Source organism: Pirellulales bacterium (assembly GCA_019694455.1).
GTDB lineage: Bacteria > Planctomycetota > Planctomycetia > Pirellulales > JAEUIK01 > JAIBBY01.
This window is the reverse complement of the sequence record JAIBBY010000018.1, coordinates 1-21705: the sequence shown is the minus strand read 5'-3', so window position 1 is coordinate 21705 and position 21705 is coordinate 1. Positions and strand designations below refer to the sequence as shown.

The window sequence follows — 21705 nt, the reverse complement described above, 5'->3', positions numbered from 1 at the left end:
GTGGCGGCGCGTCAGGCGCGATCGGCCTGCGGAACATACTTAGGCAGCTTGGCGTCGGCATAGATCGGCGCCAGTCGCGCCAAGCGTTGTCGTCCATCGATAATCGGCAGCGACAACATGTCTTGGCCGATAAGCGGTTGGGCGTAGCGCACAAAGTCGTCGGTTACGTCGGCGCCCGACTCGCTGATCCAATTCGCGGGGAACGACCGCTCGCTGTTGGCGACTTCGTTCAGTGGGACTTTGTCGTAATAGACGCCATAGATTTCGCCCGGCTGGCGGAGGATGGTCGACATGAAACCGCTTTCGCCGCGCGCGGCGAGCAGCGCGGCCATTTGACCGCTGCGATACGCTTCTTCGAGATCGACGGTCGACGCGTAAGCCATGCTGTGGCGCTGGTCGGTGCCCGGCACGTTGGCCCGCGCCTTGCCTTTGGCGGCGAGGCCGACTTCGTTCAGGTAATTGACCAACACCTGCGCCACGGTGGTTTGGCTCGCGCCGTACATGGTGTGACCAAAGCGGTCTTTAACCTCGCCCAAGGCGCCAACGCTGAACCCTTCGCTGACCACGACGATGGCGCGCCCCGCCCGGCGCAGTTGGTCGTTCACCTGATCGGCGACCGCTTCCAGCGGAACCGCGCGCTCGGCCAGATAGATGAGCAGCGGCATCTCGCGCCCGGGGTCGGCCAGTCGCGCCGCCGCCGGGATAAAGCCAATCTGGCGCCCCATCGCCTGCAACACCAGCACTGGATCGGCGGGGCAACTGCCCGCGTTCTCTTCGTTCGCGTTTTGGATCATGTGCGTCCAATAACGCGCCACCGAGCCGTAGCCCGGCGTGTGGTCGATCAGGCGAAACTCGCTGTCGCCCACATCGTTGTCGATGGTCTTGGGCACGCCCACCGCCACTAAGTCGAGGCCGCGCTCTTGAGCCAGGTGAGCAATCTTGTTGGCCGTGTCCATCGAGTCGTTGCCGCCGATGTACAGGAAGTAGCCCACCTGATGCGCCTTGAGCACCTCGATGACGCGCTCAAAATCTTCGCGCTGCGACTCTTTGAGCTTGTAGCGACAGGTGCCGATCGAACCGGCGGCCGGCGTGACCCGCAGCAGCGAGATCTCCTCGGCGGGCTGCGCCGTCAGGTCAATCAGCTCCTCCTTGAGCACCCCCTCGATGCCGTGCCGCCCGCCATAAATCGTGCCGATTTCCGGCAGATCGCGCGCGGCCTCGATGATGCCGCGCAAACTGTTGTTAATGACCGGGCTAGGACCGCCGCTTTGGGCGACCACCATGTTTCGCGGTGTACGGCTCATGTAGCTAGCTTGCGTCCGTGGCGCTCCACTCGATTGCGCATCGAATGTAACGCCAGACGCAATCGCCAGCAATGAGCCGGCGACGAAACCTCAATGGCCAGCACACCTTGCCGCAAGCCGGGCCCCGTCGCGCGCAGCTTCCCGGCGCAGCGGGAAACTAACGCGCCAACAAGCGTCGGTTGCTGTCCAGGCCGTCCCAGCGACGCCGACCAGGCATCACGCCGCGCGGCGCGTGGCGACGTGGGCAGGCGCAACGCCCGGACGGGTCTGCACCCATTGCCGGACGACCATGTGCAAGGTCTCGGTGGTCGCCAGATCGATCAGCTCGCCGCGCGAGTCGGCGCCGAGCGCCCGTTGGTGGGCCAGATACAGGTCGACTTGCGACCAGATCACCTGCGCGGCGCGGGCGCGAATGTAGCCGCGCGCTTCGCTGGCTCGCATCGTGGCGGAGCGCGCGCTGACGCGTTGCCAAACCAGATTCTGACTCGCCTGCGCGATGGCGGCCGCCGCTTCGGCAATGCGCCGCCGCTTGGAGAAGTCCAACAACCACGTCAACGATCGCATGAGGCCCATCCGTGTCGCCTCCTGGGGTTCATCGCGCCGCCGCTGGCGGAGCGCGGGACAAGTTCGACAGGGCGCAAGCGCCCTACTTGCATTCATCGTGCTCGCGGCGTCGGCTCTTCAAATTCGCGACCGCCGGTGGCACAGCAGTCATGACCCGACGGGGCGAAGGCGCCAGCAAGCCATCAAATCCGCGCTGCTTGCCCAAGATTTCGCCGTCACGACGCAAGCCGCAGCCGTGTACTGCCGATGGAATAGGTACAACCCGAATGGTCGCTACAATTGCTCCTCTTGCCCTATCCGCAAGAATTGCCTAGTTTGAAGACCTTATCGGCGCCGTAGCCAAGTGGCTAAGGCAGCGGATTGCAAATCCGCCATCGTGGGTTCGACTCCCACCGGCGCCTTTTCTTTTTTTTCCTCGCAAAACAGCCGGAAAACGCGAGTTTTCCCGCTGCTTTTTGCTCTCGACCAGTTCGGCAATCGGCACTTCCCTCACTGCACCAGAGGGCGCCAAATTGCTCCGATCTGCGCCGTTTCGCGCCAAGCAAAACGCCAAGACAGAATCGGCGTTTTCTGCGCCGCCTCGATTCGCACTCTCCGCCCCCTCGGGCCGGTCGATCTGTGGCGCCGGCGCCTCTCCAAAAGTGCCGGTCACGGCCAACGGTAGATCATTTCCGTCGCCATTCTCCAGCCTGAGGTCACATTGACATATCGGAATGTTCCGATATAACAACACAATAAATCACGGCGGCCCTGTGACTCAACACGCGGCGCTTGCTGTTCGACGGAGGCGGCTCTCATGCGACTGCTTATTGTGGGTGGAGTGGCGGGTGGCGCTTCGGCCGCGGCTCGTGCGCGACGTCTCTCAGAATCGGCCGATATCGTTCTGTTCGAAAAAGGCCCCGACGTCTCGTTCGCGAATTGCGGCCTGCCATACTACATCGGCGGGGAGATCACTGATCGAGCCAAGTTGCTCGTTGTGACGCCGGAGCGCCTACGCAAACGCTTTGCAATCGACGTGCGTCCACTCTCGTTGGTTGAGGAGATCGACCGCGAGAACAAGCGCGTGCGGGTTCGCGACCTGGCAACCGAGCGCGCGTACGAGGAGCCATTCGACAAGCTCATTCTTGCGCCGGGCGCGGCGCCAATCCGCCCGCCGTTGCCGGGGTTGGATTTGTCCGGCGTGTTCACGCTGCGCAATTTGCAAGATATGGACGCCATTACCAAACGACTGAACGATGGCGTCCGCAGGGCGGCAGTGATTGGCGCGGGGTTCATTGGCCTCGAACTGGTCGAAAACCTGACCCGACGCGGCATCGCCACAACGCTCATCGAGTTGCAAGATCAGGTGCTGCCGCCACTCGACAAGGAAATGACAACGCCGATCGTGCAATGCCTCCGCAATGCCGGCGTGACGCTGCTGCTCGGCGAATCCGCGGCGGCCTTCGAGCAATCCGGCGACGGCATGGCGGTGCGTCTCAAATCGGGTCGCGCGATCCAGGCCGATCTGATTGTGCTTGGAGTCGGCGTGCGCCCAGAAAGCCAACTCGCGGTCGACGCGGGCCTGGCGGTCGGCGCTCGCGGCGGCATACGCGTCAACGAACACATGCAGACGAGCGATCCCGACATTTACGCGGTCGGCGACGCGGTCGAAGTCACCGACTTCGTAATCGGCGATCCCGCGCAGATTCCGCTGGCTGGTCCCGCCAATCGTCAGGGGCGCATCGCCGCGGATCACGTCTTTGGCAGACCATCGCGCTTTCGCGGCGCCCAGGCGACGGCCATCGTGCGCGTATTCGACCGCACGGCCGCGGCTACGGGAGCGTCGGAGAAATCGCTCCGTCGCGCCAAGCGTTCTTACGGCAAGATTTATATTCACCCCGCCAATCACGCCACCTACTACCCCGGCGCGGAGTCGATGTCGCTCAAGTTGCTATTCGACCCCAACACCGGACGAGTGCTTGGCGCGCAGATCGTGGGGGGCGACGGCGTCGACAAGCGCATTGACGTGCTCGCCATCGCCATTCAGGCGGGCATGACCGTCTATGACTTGGAGGAAGCGGAACTTGCTTATGCGCCACAATATGGATCGGCGAAAGACCCAATCAACATGGCCGGCTTTGTGGCGAGCGGGCTATTGCGGGGAGATCATCCGCAAATCGATGTCGAGTCGGTGCTGGCCGCCGCGCCCGGCGCGCGCCCCTACTTGCTCGATGTGCGCACTGCTGAGGAGTTTGCCGAGGGTCATTTGCCCGGGGCAATCAATCTCCCTGTCGATGAGCTTAGACAGCGCAGCGGCGAGTTGCCAAAAGACCGCCCTATTGTCGCCTACTGTCAGGTTGGACAGCGCGGCTACCTGGCGACTCGATTGCTGCGGCAACGCGGCTTTGATGTGGTGAATCTGAGTGGCGGATACAAGACGTATCGCCTGTTTGAGCCAGACAGGTAATGCGGGCGACAGTGCAACTCCGCCTCTCGGCCGCCACAAGCCTCGTACGCGCGCAGTCCGCGTCACACCTGAAACACACCCACCTTGAACGGCTCGTCGAGCGGGTGGCGCGTGGACACCTCCAGCGCGGCCACTAGCGCCTGGCGCGTCTCGGCCGGGTCGATGATCTTGTCCACCCAGCCCCGCGCGGCGCCGTAGCGCACATCCATCTGCCGGTCGTAGCTCGACTTCACCTTGTCGCGCAGTTCGGCCAGTTCGGCCGCGTCGACCGCGTGCCCTTGCCGCTCCAGGCTTTTCACGGTCACATCCAGCAAGGTGCTGGTGGCCTGCTCCCCACCCATCACGGCGCAGCGGGCCGAGGGCCAGGCGAACAAGAACCGCGGATCGAACGCCTTACCGCACAGCGCGTAGTTGCCCGCCCCAAAACTACCGCCGGTGATGAGCGTGATCTTGGGCACGCGGCAATTGCTGATGGCGTTCACCAGTTTGGCGCCCGCCTTGATGATCCCCTCGTGCTCGCTGTCGCGGCCCACCATGAAGCCGTTCACGTCCTGCACAAAGAGGATCGGCAGCCAATCCTGGTTGCAGTTCATCACGAACCGCGCCGCCTTTTCGGCGCTGTCGACGTAGATGACCCCACCAAACTGGATCGGCCCCTCGGCTGGCCGCACCTGATGATGCTGGTTGGCGACGATGCCGACCGGAAAGCCGCCGATCCGCGCCGTGCCGCAGACGATCGACTGCCCATACTCCGCCTTGTATTCGTCAAAGCTGCCGGCGTCGACCACGCAGTCGAGCACGTCGCGAATTTCGTAGTCCTTTCTCGGGTCGGGCGACACCAGATCGTAGATGTCGCGCCCCGGCCGCGCGGCATCGACCGCCGCCGCGCGGTGAAATGGCTCGGGCGGCATCTCCGGGTCGGGACGTAGCAGCGCCACCAGTCGCCGCAACCGCTCCAGGCACGCCTCGTCGGTGGGGTCGCGATAGTCGATGGTGCCGCTGATCTGCGCGTGCATCGCCGCGCCTCCCAGGTCCTCGTGCGACACGCGCTGACCAATGGCGCTGCGCACCAGCGCGGGCCCGGCCAGGTAGAGGCCCGAGCCCTCGGTCATCAGCAGTTTGTCGCACAGCACCGGCAAATAGCCGCCGCCGGCGACGCAGTTGCCCATGATGGCGGAGATTTGCGGAATACCGGCCGCCGAGATCACGGCGTTGTTGCGAAAGATGCGGCCAAAGTCGTCCTCGTCGGGAAAGACATCTTCTTGCAGCGGCAAAAAGACGCCCGCCGAGTCGACCAGATAAATGAGCGGCAGGTAGTTGTGCATGGCGATGCGCTGGGCGCGCAGCACCTTCTTGGCGGTCGCCGGAAAGAACGCCCCCGCCTTCACGGTGGCGTCGTTGGCAATGATCATGTGCCGCCGACCGGCGACGGTTCCCAGGCCGCACACCACGCCCGCCCCAGGAGCCCCGCCCCACTCGTCGTACATGTGCCACCCGGCCCAAATGCCAAGCTCAAAAAAGCTGGTTCCGGGGTCGATCAGCCGCTCGATCCGCTCATGGGCGGTGAGCCTTCCCTTTTCGTGCTGGCGATCAATCGCCTTTTTGCCGCCGCCGAGGGCGAGTTGCGCCTCGTCGGCCGCCAGGGTTTGGGCCATTTCGGCCAGGGTGGAAGTGGCAGCAGCGGGGGCGGTTTTGGGGGCGGAAGGCATAGGCGGCAGGAAGTGTCTGGCGGTCGCGGCGGGAGGGGAAAAGGGCAGCCGGCCATGATAGCAACGCACAGCGCCTCTTGTAGACGTTGTCTCACTTCTGGAACAAATGCCCAGTCTGAGACGCCTCTGGCCTTTTTCGCCGAGGGTGCGAAATATTCGATAAGTCACTTCCCTCTCGCCAGTTATCGCTCGTCGGGCGCACGGTTCTTGATGCTCGGCATCGGTGTTGCCATTTGTCCACATCCGGTTGCCGCAGGGGCGCGGCAGGTTGGCCCAAGAGCCCTGAATGGGCGCTTTCGACCGATTTGCCGCGTTCGCTTCGGCAAGCCATAGGCCCCACGGATGCCAGGGCGCGTTGACTGGTGGCAACACCCCACACGCGGGAATGTTGCCGCCAGTCAACAACCCAACAGAGATTGAGCCGTCACGTCACCTCTCGCCGGATTCATAACATCATGCAGGACAACTACTTGAGCCAGACTGAGCATTGCCCCTTCGAGGTCATGGCGCCGAGCGTGCTTTCCGAAAGTCCTCACCGAGTCGAGCCAAACGCTTGCGAATCGAACCTCGATCAGAAGGGCTGCTCCTTGCGAAAAACAACGCGAAAGAATCTGGCCACCAGCAAACATTCCGCGGCGCCTGCCAAGCCGGCCAAGGCCAAAACCGCTGGGCGATCGGGCGGCGCCGTCAAGTACGCCGATTCATTGGTCGGCGACTTGGAAGACGAACCAGTGGTGGCCAGTGGCGAGACGAGCGACTTTGACGACGAATTTGATCCAGAAACCACCGCCGAGCACCATGGTGCCGACGAATATGGCGATGCCCAACTCGAATCCGAAACCGACGCGCGGATCGACGATCCGGTACGCATCTATCTGATGCAAATGGGCGAGATCGCGCTGCTCTCGCGCGACGAAGAAGTGTCGGCCGCCAAGCAGATCGAAAAGACGCGTCGCCGCTACCGCGATGCCAGCCTGGCCAACGACTTTGTGCTGCAAGGCGCAGTGACCTTGCTCCGTAAGGTGCGCGATGGCGAACTGCGGCTCGATCGCACTATCGAGGTCTCGGTGACCGACGCGGGCGCCAAGCGCCGCATCCTGGCCAAGCTCGGTCCCAATCTCAAGACGCTCGATCACCTGCTCCAGCAGAACCAGGTCGACTTCCGCACCTCGTTGTCGCGGCGCGCCACCAGGTCGGAACGCCGCGCGGCCTGGCGCCGGCTGGTCATGCGACGGCACAAAGCCGTGCGCCTGGTCGAAGAGCTTGGCCTGCGCACCCAGCGCTTGCAGCCGCTCTTGGACAAACTCAAGGAAATCTCGCGGCGGATGGATTCGGTGCTCGAACAGCTTCATGAGGCCGAGTTCGATCAACAGTTCGACAAGGCCGACGTGCTGCGGCACGAACTGCGCTACCTCATGAAGGTCACGCTCGAAAGCCGCACCACCTTGCACCGGCGCGTCGAGCGCACCGGCGAGTTGCAATACAACTACGACGCCGCCAAGCGCGTGCTGTCGGCGGGCAACCTGCGCTTGGTCGTCTCCATCGCCAAGCGCTATCGCAATCGCGGCCTCAGCTTCTTGGACTTGATCCAAGAGGGCAACACCGGCCTGATGCGCGCCGTCGACAAGTTCGAGCACAAGCGCGGTTTCAAGTTCTCCACCTACGCCACCTGGTGGATTCGACAGGCCATCACCCGCGCCATCGCCGATCAAAGCCGCACCATCCGCTTGCCGGTGCATATGATCGAAACCATGAGCAAGCTGCGCAACATCACCCGCGAGTTCTTGCAGACCAAGGGGCGCGAGCCCAATGTCGAGGAAACCGCGGAGGCCACCGGGCTGTCGCTCGACGACGCCCGCTGCGTGCTCAAGATGACGCGGCATCCGCTGTCGCTCGATCAGGCGGTCGGCGACAACGACGATAGCTCGTTCGGCGAATTCGTCGAGGATAAGCGCGACGAAGATCCGCTCTACGACGTCAATCAAGAGCATCTCAAGCAACGCATCCAGCAAGTGCTCGACAGCCTCAATTATCGCGAACGCGAAATCCTCCGCCTGCGCTACGGCCTGGCCGACGGCTACTCCTACACGCTCGAAGAAGTCGGCAAGATCTTCTCCGTCACGCGCGAACGCGTTCGCCAGATCGAGGCCAAAGCGGTGCGCAAGTTGCAACATCCGGTGCGCTCGCGCGAGCTGTCGGGCTTTATCGAAGGGTTCGACATCACGCTGACGCACAGCCTGCTCGACGTGCCCCCCTTGGCCGCCGAGTAACGCCGTCCGCCGACTAACCGCTGTCCCAGCTTGTCAGTTCGGGCGCGATCTTGGCCAGTTGCTGGCCAGTGTAGCGCACGATCTGACCGCTGGTCTTCAGCGTCAACGCGTGCCGCAATATCTCGCTCGTCTGGCTCCGCGTCAGTCGGCCCACCAGGTCCTTGATGGTCGATATGAAGGCGGGGCTCATGCTGAAGCTGCGCAGCCCCATGCCGTGGAGCAGCAAAAACGCCCGTGGGTTGCCCGCCATCTCGCCGCACAATGTCACCGGCTTGCCCACCCGGTCGCAAGCGCGAATCACGTCGTGCAGCACGCGCAGCACCGCCGGGCTGAGCGGCTGACAGAGATGATTCACCTTGGGGTTGTCGCGGTCGGCCGCCATCAGGTATTGCACCAGATCGTTGGTTCCGATCGACACAAAGTCGACCACCTCCAACAGCGACTCAATGCAGATCGCGGCGGCCGGCACTTCGATCATCAGGCCAATGGGCAACTCGCCGGCTGGCTTGCCTTCGGATTCCAGCGCCCGGCGCGCGCGGCGGACCATGCCCCGCACACGACGCATCTCTTCCAGCGTGGTGATCATGGGAAACATGATCCGCACGTCTTGCGACTCTCCGTTTTCTGGCGCCGCCGCGCGCAGGATGGCGCGCAATTGCTTGCTGAAAAAATCGGGATGCTCGAACGACAACCGAATCGACCGCCAACCGAGGAAGGGATTCGCCTCGCGGCTGTGCCCTAGATACGGAATGGTCTTGTCTCCGCCCAGGTCCAGCGTGCGGATCGTCACGCGCCGCTGCGGCGCCGCGTTGATCACCTGTCGATACGCCTGGTACTGCTCCTCCTCGTCGGGCACGTCGGCATGCGTGAGAAAGAGATACTCGGTGCGAAACAGCCCCACGCCAGCCGCCCCCATCTGCACCGCGCTGGTGGCGTCGAGCACGTGATTGACATTGGCCAGCAAGTCGACTGGCTGTCCATCGGCCGAGATGGCGGGCTTTTCTCGATTGGCCGCCAGATGATGCTTGAGATTGACAAACTCGCGCTGCAGCTTGCGGTAGGCGCTCGCCGTTTCCGAATCGGGATTGATAATCACATGCCCGTCGCGGCCGTCGACCACCACCGTGTCGCCGTTGCGCAGTGCGCGCAACACGCCGCGCACGCCCGACACCGCCGGCACGCCGCGTCCGCGGGCCAAGATCGCCGCGTGGCTGGTGCGGCCCCCGGTTTGGGTGACGATGCCCACCACTTCGTGGTCGCCCAAGGTCACCGCGTGCGACGGCAACAGTTCGTTGGCGATTAGCACGACCGGCCCGGCCAGTTCCTTGGAATCGGGCCGTAGCGCCTCCGAAACATGCGCGCTCAATCGCAAGATCACGTCGCGCACGTCGGTCAGCCGTTCGCGCAGGTACTCGTCCTCGGTGCGGCGAAACAAATTGGTGTACTCGGCCAACAGTCGCCGCAGCGCCGCCGGCGCCGACATCGCTTCTTTGGCGATCCAATTGCGCACTTTGCCGGTGAAGGCCGGATCGCGCAGGATCGTTTCGTGCATCTGAAAGATCGCCGCTTCCGATTGCCCGACTTGCGTGGCGACCTTTTGATGCAAAGCGTGCAGGTCGAGCGCCGTCTTTTCGCACCCCTCGTCGTACCGCTTCAGCTCCTCGTAAATCTGCGATCGGGCCAGCGGTTCGCGGTCGCGGACGTAGATGTCGTCCACGCAGTAGGCAATGCCGACTGCCACGCCGGGCGAAACCGCAATCCCTTTGCGCATGTTCTGCATTCTTTGCGGCCGACCTACTGGGGACGGTTGCTGGATTAGCGCCTGGCGACTCTGTGGCAGCATTATGCGGGCAGCCGGCGCGGCACAGTCGATATGGCAGCGCCGCCCTCAATTTACCATTACGCCGGCGGCCGAGGAGATCTGGCCATCACCGCGCAGCGTAAGTTGTCTAGTTTGTAAGATTTGCGCATGGGATCGCCTGCCGGCCGTGTTGCCAGAACCGGACCCGATTGACTCCTGCGCAAATGCCAGCCGGACACTTGCGAGTAGTTGGGCGCTTAGACCGCTGCCGATCTTGTTATCCCTTGCGCTGTTGGACTTTAGCGGTTGAGGCAAATGGGCGAACCCGTTATATTTTGCGTCTCTGTTCACGCGTTTGACACCTGCGCCAACTGGCGAGTTTTGGCCCGCTTTCGAGCATGCGATTTGCGCTCATCGATCGAGTTCTGGAGCTGGAGCTCGGCAGTCGAATTGTCGCCGTTAAAAATCTTTCGCTCGCGGAAGAGTACCTGGCCGACCATTTTCCCGGCTTTCCAGTCATGCCGGGCGTGCTCATGCTGGAGGCCATGACCCAGGCCAGCGCTTGGCTGATCCGCGCGACCGAAGATTTTCGGCATAGCATCGTGGTCCTCCAGGAGGCGCGCAACATCAAGTACGGCAGCTTTGTCGAACCTGGCCAGACGCTGCGCATCTCGGCCGAGATCATCGATCAGGACGACCGCCAGACGCGTCTCAAGACGCAAGGCCTGGTCGGCGATCAGAGCACGGTTTCCGCCCGCTTGACACTGGTTCGCTACAACCTTGCCGACACCGATCCCGCCAAGGCCGACAACGACACCGTGATGATCGAAGATCTCAAGAGTCAGTTTGCCCAATTGCGCCGCGCGCCGCTGGCCTCCGCCCCATGACGCGCCGCGCTGGCGCCGCTGGCGCAAGCACAATCCAATTTCTGCCGATACCAAACACGCTTACCGACCCACTGACAAAAAAGCCGATCATAAAACTAATTGCCGTCACAGTTCTTGCGCGCGGTGCGCCAGCAACCATACACGCCAGGCGTCCTTCAAGCGGCCGTCGAACATTGGATCAGGAGGTTTGAACCAAACATGCCCGCCACACAGGAAGAAATCTACGACAAGATCAAGTCGTCCCTGGTCGATGCCCTCGGCGTCGATGACGACGAGGTGACTCCCGAAGCCACGCTCACTGGCGACCTGGGCGCCGAATCGATCGACTTTCTCGACATCGTCTTCCGCCTCGAAAAGGCGTTCAACATCAAGATTCCGCGCGGCGAGTTGTTCCCCGAAGGGCTCATGACCGACGAGCAGTACGTGAAGGACGGCAAGTTCACCACCGCCGGCATCACCGAACTGCGCAAGCGCATGCCGTTCGCCGATATCGACGCCTTCGCCGCCAACCCGGTGGCCCGCGAATTCGGCAACCTGTTCACCGTCGGCATGGTGACCAGGTACATCGCCAGCAAGGTCAACGCCTAACCATCTCACTCGCAAGTCACCCGCCATGCGCTGGATTTGGATCGACCGGTTCATTGAGTTCGAAAGCGGTCAGCGCGCGCGGGCGATCAAAAACGTGAGTCTGGCCGAAGAGCATTTGCACGACCACTTCCACGGCTTTCCCATGATGCCGGCGTCGCTCATCTTGGAGGGGCTCGCGCAAACCGGGGGCATCCTGGTCGGCGAGGCGCGCGGCTTTCAAGACAAGGTCATTCTGGCCAAGGTGCCGCGCGTGGCTTTTCACTTTCCGGTCGTGCCGGGAGACACGCTCACTTATACCGCCACGCTCGAATCGGCCAGCGCCGAGGGCGCCCGCGTCGCCGCCACCGCGCACGTTGGAGAGCGGCTGCAAACGGAGGCCGAGATCGTCTTCGCCAACTTGGCCGGCGATCAGCAATCGGCCGAATTTTTCGATCCCCAGAGCTTTGTCTTCACCATGAAGCTGCTCGGCGTCTTCGACGTGGGTCGCGGAACCACCGGCATCCCCGATCCGCCGGGCGTCGCCGCGCTACGCGCTCGCGGCTAGCCGCGCGGGGGCGCGTGACGCCGAGAGCGCCGATAACCGTGGAAGCCCCATAGCACAGGGAACATCGTCATGCGACGACGCGTTGTCATCACCGGCATCGGTTGCGTCACCCCGCTCGGCAGCGAGGTCGACGATGTGTGGCGCCGCGTGCTCGCCGGCGAGTCGGGCGTCGGCCCCATGACCCTGTTCGACGCCAGCAACTTTCCCACCAAGATCGCCGCCGAGGTCAAAGACTGGGACGTCTCCGACGTGGGCGAAGACCCGAACACCTGGCGCCTCCGCAGCCGGCATACGCAGTTTGCCGTCGGCGCCGCCAAAAAGGCCTATGCCGACTCGGGGTTGCCAGACACCTTGTCCGACCCGACCCGCTTTGGCGTCTATCTCGGCAGCGGCGAAGGACAGCAAGATTTCGAACGCTTCACCAACATGATGGTGGCCGCGCTCGATGGCCCAGAGTTGAACATCGCCCGGTTCACCAAGGTGGGCCTGGAACAGCTCGATCCGTTGTTCGAGCTGGAGCAAGAGCCGAACATGCCGTCCAGCCATCTGGCCGCGATCCTCGGCGCGCAGGGCCCCAACGCCAACTGCCTGACCGCATGCGCCGCCAGCAGCCAGGCCCTTGGCGAGGCGTGCGAGATGATTCGCCGCGGCGACGCCGACCTGATGCTCTCCGGCGGCGCGCACAGCATGATCCATCCCTTCGGCATCACCGGCTTCAACCTGCTGGGCGCTCTCTCCACCCGCAACGACGAGCCGGCCAAGGCCAGTCGCCCGTTCGATCGCCACCGCGACGGCTTCGTGATTGGCGAAGGCGCCGCCATGCTCATTCTGGAAGAACTCGACCACGCCCGCGCCCGCGACGCCAAGATCTATGGCGAGATCACCGGCTACGGCTCGACCGCCGACGCCTTTCGCATCACCGACATCCACCCCGAGGGGCGCGGCGCCGCCCGCTGCATTTCGCTGGCCTTGGAAGACGCGGGGCTCAATCCTGGGGACGTGCACTACATCAACGCGCACGGCACCAGCACGTCGGTCAACGACAAGGTGGAATCGCTCGCCATCAAGCGGGCGCTCGGCGACCAGGCGTATCAAACCCCCGTCTCCAGCACCAAGAGCATGATGGGGCACCTGATCGCCGCCGCCGGCGCCACCGAACTGATCCTTTGCCTGATGGCGATCCGCGACAATGTGCTGCCGCCGACGATCAATCTCGAAACGCCCGACCCCGACTGCGACCTCGACTACATCCCCAACCAACCGCGACCGGCGCGCTGCGATCACGCGCTGTCGAACAGCTTTGGCTTTGGCGGGCAAAACATCACCCTCGCCGTCTCCCGCTTCACGGGCTAGGGCGCTGCCTCTGCTTCGAGCCGCAACAATACGCATTGGTTGTTTCCGACGATTGCGGCGTAATTGCCCTCGCCGGCGCCTCGATACGGAGAGCCGTCCAGAGTGAAGATATTTGGCTCAAAGTCGCCGCAGCGCTTGAGACGGTCGCCGGCAATGCGAAAGACGCCGCCGTTTGTGATCAGATACTGTTCTCCCTGATGACGGACCATTGCGGCGCCCCGGCCACCCGCTCTATCGAATGTTTTGATGATCGCGGGGCTTTTCGAATCGCTGACGTCTAATAGCAAGGCGTCCGCTGTGCGCCACCGATCAACCAGCACCAACAGACGGTTCTCAGTTGGCGTAAAGAGGTGGTACGGACTGTCTTCAAGCGGGACAAAGCCACTTCTGATCAGTTTCTCAGGATGCGTCGCATCGTAGATCGCGATTCCGGCGCGATCGCTATTGTCGTTTGGCGTCTCGCCGACATACAACCGTGCTCCACTTGCGCAACCAGTGCAATTGGTCGCGTCTGTCTGCATCGATCCCAATAGCCGCGGATGACTGGGGATCGAACAATCAAAACTGTCGACCGCGCCGTCGCATAACAAGAAAATTCGGCTCCCCGCAAGCACGATGGCGCGACTTACTCTCACGCGGGGCTCATCCCTTCCAAAGAGTCCCAACAATCGTGGCTCGTCCGGGCGTTGCAGCGAATAGGCGACCAGCTTGCCATGTGAAGTCAACAACAGCGTGTCGCCCAGAATTTGGATGTCGTGGCCATCGCCGGCAAGTTCGATCCTGCGCTCCAAATTTGGTGGGAGGTCCACGTCGGCGGGATCGACACGAAACACCCAGAGGTGGCCACTCCGATCCAACACATAGACCCACGGTAACCGCATGGCGACCGCTCGAAACGTACCGTCGGCAGGAGCAAGCATACTCGTCGACAGAGTCGCGACAGTTTCGACTGTCAGCGCAAGATCATCCGGTTCCTGCTCATAGAGCGGCGGGCGGAATCGCGAGACTGTGTCGGTTGCATCAAACCACACAACATACGAACGGTCGTCTGGGCGAAAGATGAAGCCGGGGCCATACCACTCATATTGCCAAACTTCAAACTCAGCCGACGTGGTCCCATCGGCGTGTTGGATCGCGCCAAGGGTAGCCACGTTGCCACGACTGCCCAAGAGGCGTTCGACTTCGGCCTTGGACATGCCTTTCCGCAGCTTTCTCCAACCTTCGCGATCGACGCGCGGCGCTGGGCCGCCTTGAAACATCCCGGAAAAATCGAACTGAAAAAACTCGTCGACCATCAATCCGCCCAGCACCGGAAATGCCAGGCCAACCAGCCAGCAGTTGAATAAGGTCATCAGCGCCAAAGCCTGAAATCGCGTGGCCCTGTTTCGATGACGCCACCAAAAGATCGCCAATAGTAAGACGGCCACGAAGTTGCCTGCCCACAGCGTAAGTGACTTGCCCCATCCCGCCTCGCTAATCGCGGAAGTGGCGTCAATTGCGCAGTACACCAAGCACAACAGCGCACATATCGCCAACAAGATCGGCGCCCGCAAGGGAATTGGCCCCGGCCAACGCCGTGTGACGAGAAAAGCGGACGTGACAACGGTTGCTGAAATCCCGATCGCGATGATTGCCCAGATTTCATTCAAGTCAAACAGCGACATCGCGACCACCCAAATGAGTGGAAAGACGATTTCCAGTGACAAAACGGCAACGCCGATTGCGGCAGGCAGCGCACTTGCGACGACGATGAGCGCCGCGGCGATCACCGCAGAGCGCGCTGTTGGTCGCACGCCGCGCGCTGCCTGCGGTGTGCAAGCGCGCTCCATCGCGATGCATGCCGGCATGACCATTGCCAGAAAGGTGATCGTCGCCGCGCGCGTATCACTCCCCAACCAACGAAAGAGGCCAAAGGTCGCGCCGAACAATACGACCAGCCAAAAAAGTCCCCGCAGGCTGATTTGCGGACGACGGAAAGAAACCTGTTCCACTCGGCACCCCCGGACCGCATCGGTATTTGTTATTCAATCTACCGCGCCAGTGTGGGCTTCGATACCGCCGGGAAATGACGCCGCTGGCAGATAACTGGCGAAACTTTTTTGACTCTCCGCGCCAGTGGGTTAGATACCTCTAGCGACATGCGCGGGGTTGTCTCGCGCGACTTTTTCCGCAAAGAAGAGCACCGATGGATCGCAGCGATTCGACCGCTCCCGGTTTCAGCCAGTCGTCGCTGGAGCGCCAGGTGGGCGAACTGGAGCGGCGGCGCCAGTTGCGCGAGCAGCAACTAGCGCTCCGCCAGCAGGCCGTGCCCGACCGTGTCTCCGCGCAAAATTGGGGCACCTATTCGGTCTGGCGGCGCCGTCCCCCGGCCTAGCAGCCAGCAGAGCGCCGGCTTCACCCGGGCCGGCGGCAACTTGTCGGCGGCGGGCGCTGTCCGCTATCCTGAGTGAGCTTTGTGCCGTGGCGCCCGTTGCTGGCCCCGCGGCCCGCAAGCGCCCGTGGCGCAATTGGATAGCGCATCGGTCTTCGGAACCGAGGGTTGCAGGTTCGAATCCTGCCGGGCGTATTTCACCCGTCCTACCGAGGATCGCGACCCCTCACTCCAACGGCCCGGCCGGCTTCTACCGGTCGGACTCTGCGATCTGCCAATGCTGGCTCAAAGCGCTGATCCAGTTCGCCAGTCATGGGCTACCTGCTTGCGGCTCATCGTCACGGCGGCCGTCCTTGGCGGGCGCCTCGTTGCGGCGCAAGTAGCGGCCGGCGCTGCCGATCCGCCAAAGAATCCCCAACTTCCCGGCTTCGTCAAAGGTTATACCTGGGGCTGGCCGGGCGTACGCGGCGATTATTTGGGCGCCGCGCCGAACGAATCGTTGCGGCAGCTGACGGCAACAGGAACAGAGTGGATCGCCCTGGCGTTCTTGGGCCACATGGAGACTCAGCGTTCCACTGAAATACTGTTTTCCACGCGCAACAAAGAAATGATCACCGATGGAGAGCTTCGTCGGGCAATCCGCTTGGCCCGCAATCATCGGTTCAAGATCATCCTCAAACCGGTCGTCGACTGCCGCAACGGAGTCTGGCGGGCATTGATCGACTTCCCCGACAAGCGCGATTGGGAAAGCTGGTGGGCGAACTACGAACGCTTTCTTCTCCACTATGCCAAAATAGCCGCGGACACGCGCTGCGAAATGTTTTGCGTCGGCTGCGAAATGTATTCCACGGTGAAATTCGAACAACAGTGGCGGCGCGTCATCACCGCAGTTCGAAAAGTCTACAAAGGCCCGATCGTCTACAACGCGAACACCGGTCTGGCTGGCAACATCAAGTGGCTCGACGCGCTCGATATCATTGGCGTTGGCGCGTATTATCCGGTCGGCGCCAGGCGCGACACCTCGCTCGAACACATGCTGAACGCTTGGCGACCGATTCGTCAAACTCTCCGCGCCTTGAGCGAGAAGGCCGGCAAGCCGATCCTCTTCATGGAAATCGGCGTCCGCAGTGCCGCCACTTGCTCGGCTTTCCCCTCTGATTGGAAGCAGACTCAACTGCCGTACGACGGCGCCGAGCAGGCCCGATACTATGAGGCGGCGCTAAATTCGTTTTGGAACGAGCCCTGGTTTTTGGGCTACTGCTGGTGGGATTGGCCTGCGCGGCTCTACGACAAAAAACAAGCGCAGGGAGACACGAGCTTCTGCGTATACGGCAAGCCGGCCGAACAAACTCTCAGTGGCTGGTATTCCAAACCGCGCCCGGCCCAATCGCCGCGCCCATAGCGCTTGCTAGCTCCGCACATCCGCTCGACTCCGTTCTTCGGACGACGCAGGCGCCGGCCAGACGTGGATGCCGGGCGACAGTCACGAGACCGATTCGAGATCTTTGGCCCGATGGCGAAACCAAGGAATGATTAAGGAACTCGATACCGTGGTGCTGACGGTCGACCTGCGCGAGCTGGGCCTCCTACGCGGCGACGTCGGCACGGTCGTCTTGCTGCACGGCGATGCGGGCTACGAGGTGGAGTTTGCCAGCCTCAAGGGGGAGACGTTGGCCGTCGTTTCGCTGGCCGCCAGCCAGGTGCGCCCCTTGGGCGAGCGAGAGATTGCCCAAGCGCGAGCATTGGACGCGGCGGCTCGCTAGCCGCCTTTGCTCCTGTCGCGCAGAGGCAAAGCGGTCATTGTCACTTCACAACGACGGTCGCTTGATAGGTCATGAACTCCAGATTCTCGGTGGCGACGCCGCTTCCGCGCTCAACGCTCCAGGCCCTTCCCACGAGCGGCCCCAGGGCATGGAACGCGGCCTGCTCGCCCCTGTCCACGTCGCCGTTATCGTCCCTGTCTCGATGGTCACTTTCTCGAACATACACATCCATGATCGTCTCTCCTTCGCGACGGACGGGCAGCCAATCCATGTGGTTCCATACGCGGAGGACTTGCTGTTGGGTCGCGTTGGCGTTCATGTCATTGAACTTCGACCGATAGACCTCTTTGCCATCCAGCAAGAATCGGCAGATGAATATCGGCGCATTGCATTCGCCAAAGCAAATGCCGAACCACTCCGTGCAGCGCCCGCTAAACTCTGGTCCGCCGCCGACATGGTGAAACGTCAGCACCCCGTCGTCGCCCGAAGCCGGCGCACGGCCTTCCGCATAGTCGGTCACCGGATAATGAAAGAAGTTGGCGCCTTGTTCGTTCTCGACGCGAAGTTGGACGCCAGGGATTGGGGCGCCTTCGCTGTCGACAAACCGAATTTGGTATTCGACTTGCCCGAATCCGCCATCCCAAACCATGACCGGCATGCCACCGACCAGCGCCGCCGCGAGCGCGCTGATTCCGGCAATTATGAGGAAGAGCCGTTTACGTGACATGCGGTTTCTCCAACCGCCATCGTAACGCGCAACCGTGGATTCCACGGCCAAAATGTGGCCTCCGCCCGTCAAGTCACGCCTCGCTCTGCGAGCAGGGACGCGATAAAACTGCCGAGTTGAGAAACGTATTTTGGTGAGGTCGATTCCGGACCGTTTCTGCTTCCCCCCCCCTCATGCACCCGGCCTATTTCCAAACGCGGTTTCGTCTGCCCGGCGCCGAGCCGGAATGGCCCCACCAGTTCGTCATCGTCTCCGCCTATGCCACCACCGGCCAACAGTGGACCGACGCCGAAAATCAAGCGGCCGACCGCCGCCTGCAAGCGGATCTGGCTAGCCGTGGCCATTGGCACTGCCGCGTCACTGGGTTTTCTCCCGCCACCGGTCACGCCGAACCGAGCTTTGCCGCCGATATTTCCCTGAGCGAAGCCCGCCAGCTTGGCGCGCGCTTTCATCAAGACGCCATCTATCACGTCGCGGGCGATCAGTTGTCGGTCGTCCATTGCCAGGGGCCGGCCGAACTGGTCGACGTCGGCCCCTTCCGCGAGCGGGTGCATGCCGGCGGCGGCCAGTGACCATCGCCAACCGGCATGGTCTGGTAAGATGTCGCGGCGCCGAACGCCACACGAAAGGGAACGACGCATGGACGACGCGCCACTGTGCTTGCGACCCGACCCCGAGGCTGCCGGGGTCTTTCTGCTCGATGTGTATCGCATCCGCACCGAGGAGGGAGACATCGTCATCTTCGGCAGGTTCAATGCCGAGCATCTGACGAGCGCCGCGGCGTTCATCGCCGAGGCGCGGCGGCAGCAACTCGACCCGACAGACGACGAGTTGCAAGCGATCTGGAAGGCCTGGGCGCACGACCAGGACCAGATCAATCAACGCGGCGACTGACGGGCGCCGCCGTCACACGCTGGCCTTGCTCGAGCGTTTGGCAAACAGGCCACGCGCGGCCACTAGCGCCTGCGCCAACGTCTCGACTTCATCGGCCGTGCTGTACAGGTAAAAACTCGCCCGGGCCGTTGCCGCCAGCCCCAACCGCTTGTGCAACGGCATCGCGCAGTGGTGTCCCGCGCGGATCGCCACGCCATGCTGATCTAGCACCTGCGCCACGTCGTGCGCATGCACTCCCTCGACCACAAAGCCGATGATGCCCGCCTTGTGCTCGGGCGCCGGGCCCAAGATGCGCACCCCATCGATCTGACTCAATCGCTCGTGCGCCAGGCGCGTCAGCGCGCGTTCGTGGGCGGCAATGGCGGCCAAGCCCACGCCGTTCAAATAATCGATCGCGGCGCCCAGCCCAATGACCGGCGCGATCGGTGGGGTGCCCGCCTCGAATTTGGCTGGCAACTCGGCCGGGATATAGCCTTCGGTGGTGACGCGGCGAATCATGTTGCCGCCCCCCAAAAACGGCGGCATCGCGTCGAGCAGTTCCGCCCGTCCCCACAACACGCCCACGCCCGACGGCCCCAGCATCTTATGGCCGCTGAAGGCCACAAAGTCGGCGCCAAGCTGTTGCACATCCAGCGGTTCGTGCGGCGCGCTCTGCGCCACGTCGATCAACGTCGCCGCGCCCACCGCGCGGGCACGCGCCACGATCTCGGCCACCGGGTTGATTGTGCCCAGCACGTTCGAAACAGCGGTCACCGCCACCATCCGCGTCCGCTCGGTGAGCAGCCGATCGAAGGCCTCCCGGTCCAAGCGGCCATCGTCGGCGATCGGGCAAAACCGCACAGTGGCCCCCGTCCGCGCGGCCGCGTCGTGCCACGGCACAATGTTGGCGTGATGCTCCAACTCGGTGAGCAGTATTTCATCGCCCGATTGCAGGAACGCGTCTCCCCAACTGCGCGCCACCAGGTTGATCGACTCGGTGGCGCCGCGCGTGAAAATCACCTCCTCGCGCGCCGGCGCGTGGATGAAGCTTTGCGTCTTGTCGCGGGCCTGCTCGAACAGGTCGGTCACCCGGTCGCTCAGCCAATGAATGCCACGGTGGACATTGGCGTACGACTGCTCGTACACCTCGGCGACCGTCTGAATCACCTGCCGCGGATGCTGGGTGGTGGCGGCGCTATCCAGATAGGCCAGCGGCGCCCCGCTGGGGGTTCGCGTGGCCAGAATCGGAAAATCGGCGCGAATCCGTGTGGTGTCTAGCGGCGGGGTGTCCAGCGCCGATGCGGCATCGCGGCTCATGTCGTGGTTCGCTCGCTCACAGGTTTGCCTTGCTCGTCATTGCCCATCCTACCAATCTGCCCCGGCGAAAAGTTCGCACACCTCGGATTCATCGTGAGTAGCCCACGAGTTGGCGCAAATCATTGAAGTCGCGTCAACTTGCGGCCGATAATTTGGATGTAATTATCCTATTTAGCCGCCAGGGGTCAAACTCCGAACCCCCGGTGGTCCACCGAGGCGTCTGGTTGCCCGAGGTCGGCGAATGTCACTCCCTCCCGTCGTCCAGGTCTCTTCCACCGTGATCCCGTTGCCGGTGATAGCGAATCCCTTGGACGGCACAGCGCCGGCTTTGGGCGACCGGCCTCGCTCGCGCATCACCGCGCGCATCGACGCCATCACTCGCATTCCGCCTGAGTACCGCCGCGTCGATCCGCCAATTCCGCGCAGCGTAAAGATCGAGCTGACGGCCCGCTGCGATCTGAACTGTTTCTTCTGCGCCACCGCCAAACGGCTGCGCAACAAGGCCGATATCGATCTCGATTTCTACCGGCAGATCGTCCGCCAGATGCGCGACGACGGCGTCGAGGAGCTAGGCGTCTTTTATCTCGGCGAGTCGTTTCTCTGTCCGTGGTTGCCAGAGGCCATTCGCTACGCCAAAGAAGAGTGCGGCTATCCGTATGTCTTCCTCACCACCAACGGCCGGCTCGCCACGCCCGACCGCATTCGCGACTGCATGGCCGCCGGGCTGGATAGTCTCAAATTCAGCTTCAACAGCGCCACGCCCGAGCAGTTCCACGAAGTCACGCGCGTCAAGGCGAGCGACTTTCACACCATCATCGACAACATCCGTGGCGCGTTTGCCGTGCGCGAGCAGGGAGGCTTCCGCTGCGGTCTGTACGCCTCCAGCATCCGCTACGACGGCGAGCAACTCACCCGCATGCAAGAGGCGGTCGCGCAGATCGAGCCATTCGTCGACGAGCACTACTGGCTGCCATTGTATGGACAGGCCGGTCTGACCGCGGGCGCCGGCGGCACGCGCCCCGTGGCCGGCAACCCTGGCCGGCTCGACGCCATGCGCGAACCGATCCCTTGCTGGTCGATCTTCACCGAGGGGCACATCACGTTTGACGGTCGGCTGTCGGCCTGCTGCTTCGACCACGACGGCCGCTTCAGCATGGGCGACCTCACCACCACTTCGTTCGCCGAGGC

Annotated in this window: 20 protein-coding genes and 2 tRNA genes; 15 read left to right on the top strand and 7 right to left on the bottom strand. The window is 62.9% G+C overall.

Annotated elements, in window-relative coordinates:
* Positions 1 to 11 precede the first annotated feature (11 nt).
* Together K1X71_09325 and K1X71_09320 are read right to left on the bottom strand one after the other, a co-directional pair.
* Positions 12 to 1304 (bottom strand): diphosphate--fructose-6-phosphate 1-phosphotransferase, encoded by a 1293-nt coding sequence (locus K1X71_09325; protein MBX7073334.1) that lies wholly within the window; start codon positions 1302 to 1304, stop codon positions 12 to 14.
* Positions 1305 to 1520: 216 nt separating this feature from the next.
* Positions 1521 to 1868, bottom strand: coding sequence for a hypothetical protein (locus K1X71_09320; protein MBX7073333.1), 348 nt, complete (start codon positions 1866 to 1868; stop codon positions 1521 to 1523).
* Between the two features lie 329 nt (positions 1869 to 2197).
* On the opposite strand from K1X71_09320, the gene K1X71_09315 reads away from it, so the two are divergent.
* Together K1X71_09315 and K1X71_09310 are read left to right on the top strand one after the other, a co-directional pair.
* A tRNA-Cys gene (locus K1X71_09315) sits at positions 2198 to 2269 on the top strand.
* A gap of 395 nt (positions 2270 to 2664) precedes the next feature.
* Positions 2665 to 4314, top strand: coding sequence for an FAD-dependent oxidoreductase (locus tag K1X71_09310; protein ID MBX7073332.1), 1650 nt, complete (start codon positions 2665 to 2667; stop codon positions 4312 to 4314).
* Between the two features lie 62 nt (positions 4315 to 4376).
* Here the strand turns inward: K1X71_09310 and K1X71_09305 are convergent, their stop codons facing one another.
* Entirely contained in the window at positions 4377 to 6023 is a 1647-nt protein-coding gene (locus K1X71_09305; protein MBX7073331.1) for an acyl-CoA carboxylase subunit beta, read from the bottom strand.
* A 503-nt stretch (positions 6024 to 6526) separates the two neighbouring features.
* Between K1X71_09305 and K1X71_09300 the strand changes: the two genes are divergently transcribed.
* Positions 6527 to 8293, top strand: a complete 1767-nt coding sequence (locus K1X71_09300) for a sigma-70 family RNA polymerase sigma factor (protein MBX7073330.1) — start codon at positions 6527 to 6529, stop codon at positions 8291 to 8293.
* Between the two features lie 13 nt (positions 8294 to 8306).
* Here K1X71_09300 and ptsP read toward each other — a convergent pair whose 3' ends face one another.
* On the bottom strand, positions 8307 to 10064 hold the full coding sequence (gene ptsP, locus K1X71_09295) for a phosphoenolpyruvate--protein phosphotransferase (GenBank protein ID MBX7073329.1): 1758 nt from the start codon (positions 10062 to 10064) through the stop codon (positions 8307 to 8309).
* A 428-nt stretch (positions 10065 to 10492) separates the two neighbouring features.
* On the opposite strand from ptsP, the gene K1X71_09290 reads away from it, so the two are divergent.
* The 4 genes from K1X71_09290 to fabF all read left to right on the top strand — a co-directional run bounded on the left by K1X71_09290 (position 10493) and on the right by fabF (position 13466).
* Positions 10493 to 10981, top strand: a complete 489-nt coding sequence (locus tag K1X71_09290; protein ID MBX7073328.1) for a beta-hydroxyacyl-ACP dehydratase — start codon at positions 10493 to 10495, stop codon at positions 10979 to 10981.
* Positions 10982 to 11179: 198 nt separating this feature from the next.
* Complete coding sequence (locus tag K1X71_09285; protein ID MBX7073327.1) at positions 11180 to 11569, top strand: acyl carrier protein; 390 nt, start codon at positions 11180 to 11182, stop codon at positions 11567 to 11569.
* Between the two features lie 25 nt (positions 11570 to 11594).
* Positions 11595 to 12113, top strand: a complete 519-nt coding sequence (locus tag K1X71_09280) for a beta-hydroxyacyl-ACP dehydratase (protein MBX7073326.1) — start codon at positions 11595 to 11597, stop codon at positions 12111 to 12113.
* Between the two features lie 63 nt (positions 12114 to 12176).
* Positions 12177 to 13466: a beta-ketoacyl-ACP synthase II gene (gene fabF, locus K1X71_09275; protein MBX7073325.1), complete on the top strand. Its 1290-nt coding sequence runs from the start codon at positions 12177 to 12179 to the stop codon at positions 13464 to 13466.
* On the opposite strand, the gene K1X71_09270 is transcribed toward fabF, so the two are convergent.
* Positions 13463 to 14818 carry a hypothetical protein gene (locus K1X71_09270; GenBank protein ID MBX7073324.1) on the bottom strand — a complete coding sequence of 452 codons (1356 nt, stop codon included), beginning with the start codon at positions 14816 to 14818 and terminating at the stop codon, positions 13463 to 13465. The genes fabF and K1X71_09270 overlap by 4 nt on opposite strands.
* 103 nt (positions 14819 to 14921) lie before the next feature.
* Here K1X71_09270 and K1X71_09265 point away from each other — a divergent pair, with 103 nt between their 5' ends.
* The 5 genes from K1X71_09265 to K1X71_09245 all read left to right on the top strand — a co-directional run bounded on the left by K1X71_09265 (position 14922) and on the right by K1X71_09245 (position 17600).
* A complete protein-coding gene (locus K1X71_09265) occupies positions 14922 to 15551 on the top strand; it encodes a hypothetical protein (protein ID MBX7073323.1) in 630 nt (209 codons plus the stop codon).
* 100 nt (positions 15552 to 15651) lie between these two features.
* A complete protein-coding gene (locus tag K1X71_09260; protein ID MBX7073322.1) occupies positions 15652 to 15840 on the top strand; it encodes a hypothetical protein in 189 nt (62 codons plus the stop codon).
* Between the two features lie 118 nt (positions 15841 to 15958).
* Positions 15959 to 16032, top strand: a tRNA-Arg gene (locus tag K1X71_09255).
* 130 nt (positions 16033 to 16162) lie between these two features.
* Positions 16163 to 17239, top strand: coding sequence for a hypothetical protein (locus tag K1X71_09250; GenBank protein ID MBX7073321.1), 1077 nt, complete (start codon positions 16163 to 16165; stop codon positions 17237 to 17239).
* A gap of 127 nt (positions 17240 to 17366) precedes the next feature.
* Positions 17367 to 17600 (top strand): DUF4926 domain-containing protein, encoded by a 234-nt coding sequence (locus K1X71_09245; protein ID MBX7073320.1) that lies wholly within the window; start codon positions 17367 to 17369, stop codon positions 17598 to 17600.
* A 40-nt stretch (positions 17601 to 17640) separates the two neighbouring features.
* On the opposite strand, the gene K1X71_09240 is transcribed toward K1X71_09245, so the two are convergent.
* Positions 17641 to 18327, bottom strand: a complete 687-nt coding sequence (locus tag K1X71_09240; protein MBX7073319.1) for a hypothetical protein — start codon at positions 18325 to 18327, stop codon at positions 17641 to 17643.
* A 173-nt stretch (positions 18328 to 18500) separates the two neighbouring features.
* Between K1X71_09240 and K1X71_09235 the strand changes: the two genes are divergently transcribed.
* The gene (locus tag K1X71_09235) at positions 18501 to 18899 is read left to right on the top strand and encodes a DUF3293 domain-containing protein (GenBank protein ID MBX7073318.1); all 399 of its coding nucleotides are present in this window, start codon (positions 18501 to 18503) and stop codon (positions 18897 to 18899) included.
* 67 nt (positions 18900 to 18966) lie between these two features.
* On the top strand, positions 18967 to 19221 hold the full coding sequence (locus tag K1X71_09230) for a hypothetical protein (protein ID MBX7073317.1): 255 nt from the start codon (positions 18967 to 18969) through the stop codon (positions 19219 to 19221).
* A gap of 12 nt (positions 19222 to 19233) precedes the next feature.
* Here K1X71_09230 and K1X71_09225 read toward each other — a convergent pair whose 3' ends face one another.
* Positions 19234 to 20517: a cysteine desulfurase gene (locus K1X71_09225; protein MBX7073316.1), complete on the bottom strand. Its 1284-nt coding sequence runs from the start codon at positions 20515 to 20517 to the stop codon at positions 19234 to 19236.
* 241 nt (positions 20518 to 20758) lie between these two features.
* Between K1X71_09225 and K1X71_09220 the strand changes: the two genes are divergently transcribed.
* On the top strand, positions 20759 to 21705 hold a 947-nt coding region (locus K1X71_09220; GenBank protein MBX7073315.1), incomplete at its 3' end, for a radical SAM protein.

What these genes read in the sequence shown, in the direction of transcription:
- K1X71_09240 (MBX7073319.1), bottom strand. Translation starts at nt 18,327, where the DNA reads ATGTCACGTAAACGGCTCTTCCTCATAATTGCCGGAATCAGCGCGCTC.
- K1X71_09280 (MBX7073326.1), top strand. Translation starts at nt 11,595, where the DNA reads ATGCGCTGGATTTGGATCGACCGGTTCATTGAGTTCGAAAGCGGTCAG.
- K1X71_09225 (MBX7073316.1), bottom strand. Translation starts at nt 20,517, where the DNA reads ATGAGCCGCGATGCCGCATCGGCGCTGGACACCCCGCCGCTAGACACC.
- K1X71_09300 (MBX7073330.1), top strand. Translation starts at nt 6,527, where the DNA reads ATGGCGCCGAGCGTGCTTTCCGAAAGTCCTCACCGAGTCGAGCCAAAC.
- K1X71_09320 (MBX7073333.1), bottom strand. Translation starts at nt 1,868, where the DNA reads ATGCGATCGTTGACGTGGTTGTTGGACTTCTCCAAGCGGCGGCGCATT.
- K1X71_09290 (MBX7073328.1), top strand. Translation starts at nt 10,493, where the DNA reads ATGCGATTTGCGCTCATCGATCGAGTTCTGGAGCTGGAGCTCGGCAGT.
- K1X71_09245 (MBX7073320.1), top strand. Translation starts at nt 17,367, where the DNA reads ATGATTAAGGAACTCGATACCGTGGTGCTGACGGTCGACCTGCGCGAG.
- K1X71_09325 (MBX7073334.1), bottom strand. Translation starts at nt 1,304, where the DNA reads ATGAGCCGTACACCGCGAAACATGGTGGTCGCCCAAAGCGGCGGTCCT.
- K1X71_09270 (MBX7073324.1), bottom strand. Translation starts at nt 14,818, where the DNA reads ATGACCTTATTCAACTGCTGGCTGGTTGGCCTGGCATTTCCGGTGCTG.
- K1X71_09260 (MBX7073322.1), top strand. Translation starts at nt 15,652, where the DNA reads ATGGATCGCAGCGATTCGACCGCTCCCGGTTTCAGCCAGTCGTCGCTG.
- K1X71_09310 (MBX7073332.1), top strand. Translation starts at nt 2,665, where the DNA reads ATGCGACTGCTTATTGTGGGTGGAGTGGCGGGTGGCGCTTCGGCCGCG.
- K1X71_09235 (MBX7073318.1), top strand. Translation starts at nt 18,501, where the DNA reads ATGCACCCGGCCTATTTCCAAACGCGGTTTCGTCTGCCCGGCGCCGAG.
- K1X71_09230 (MBX7073317.1), top strand. Translation starts at nt 18,967, where the DNA reads ATGGACGACGCGCCACTGTGCTTGCGACCCGACCCCGAGGCTGCCGGG.
- K1X71_09285 (MBX7073327.1), top strand. Translation starts at nt 11,180, where the DNA reads ATGCCCGCCACACAGGAAGAAATCTACGACAAGATCAAGTCGTCCCTG.
- ptsP (MBX7073329.1), bottom strand. Translation starts at nt 10,064, where the DNA reads ATGCGCAAAGGGATTGCGGTTTCGCCCGGCGTGGCAGTCGGCATTGCC.
- K1X71_09305 (MBX7073331.1), bottom strand. Translation starts at nt 6,023, where the DNA reads ATGCCTTCCGCCCCCAAAACCGCCCCCGCTGCTGCCACTTCCACCCTG.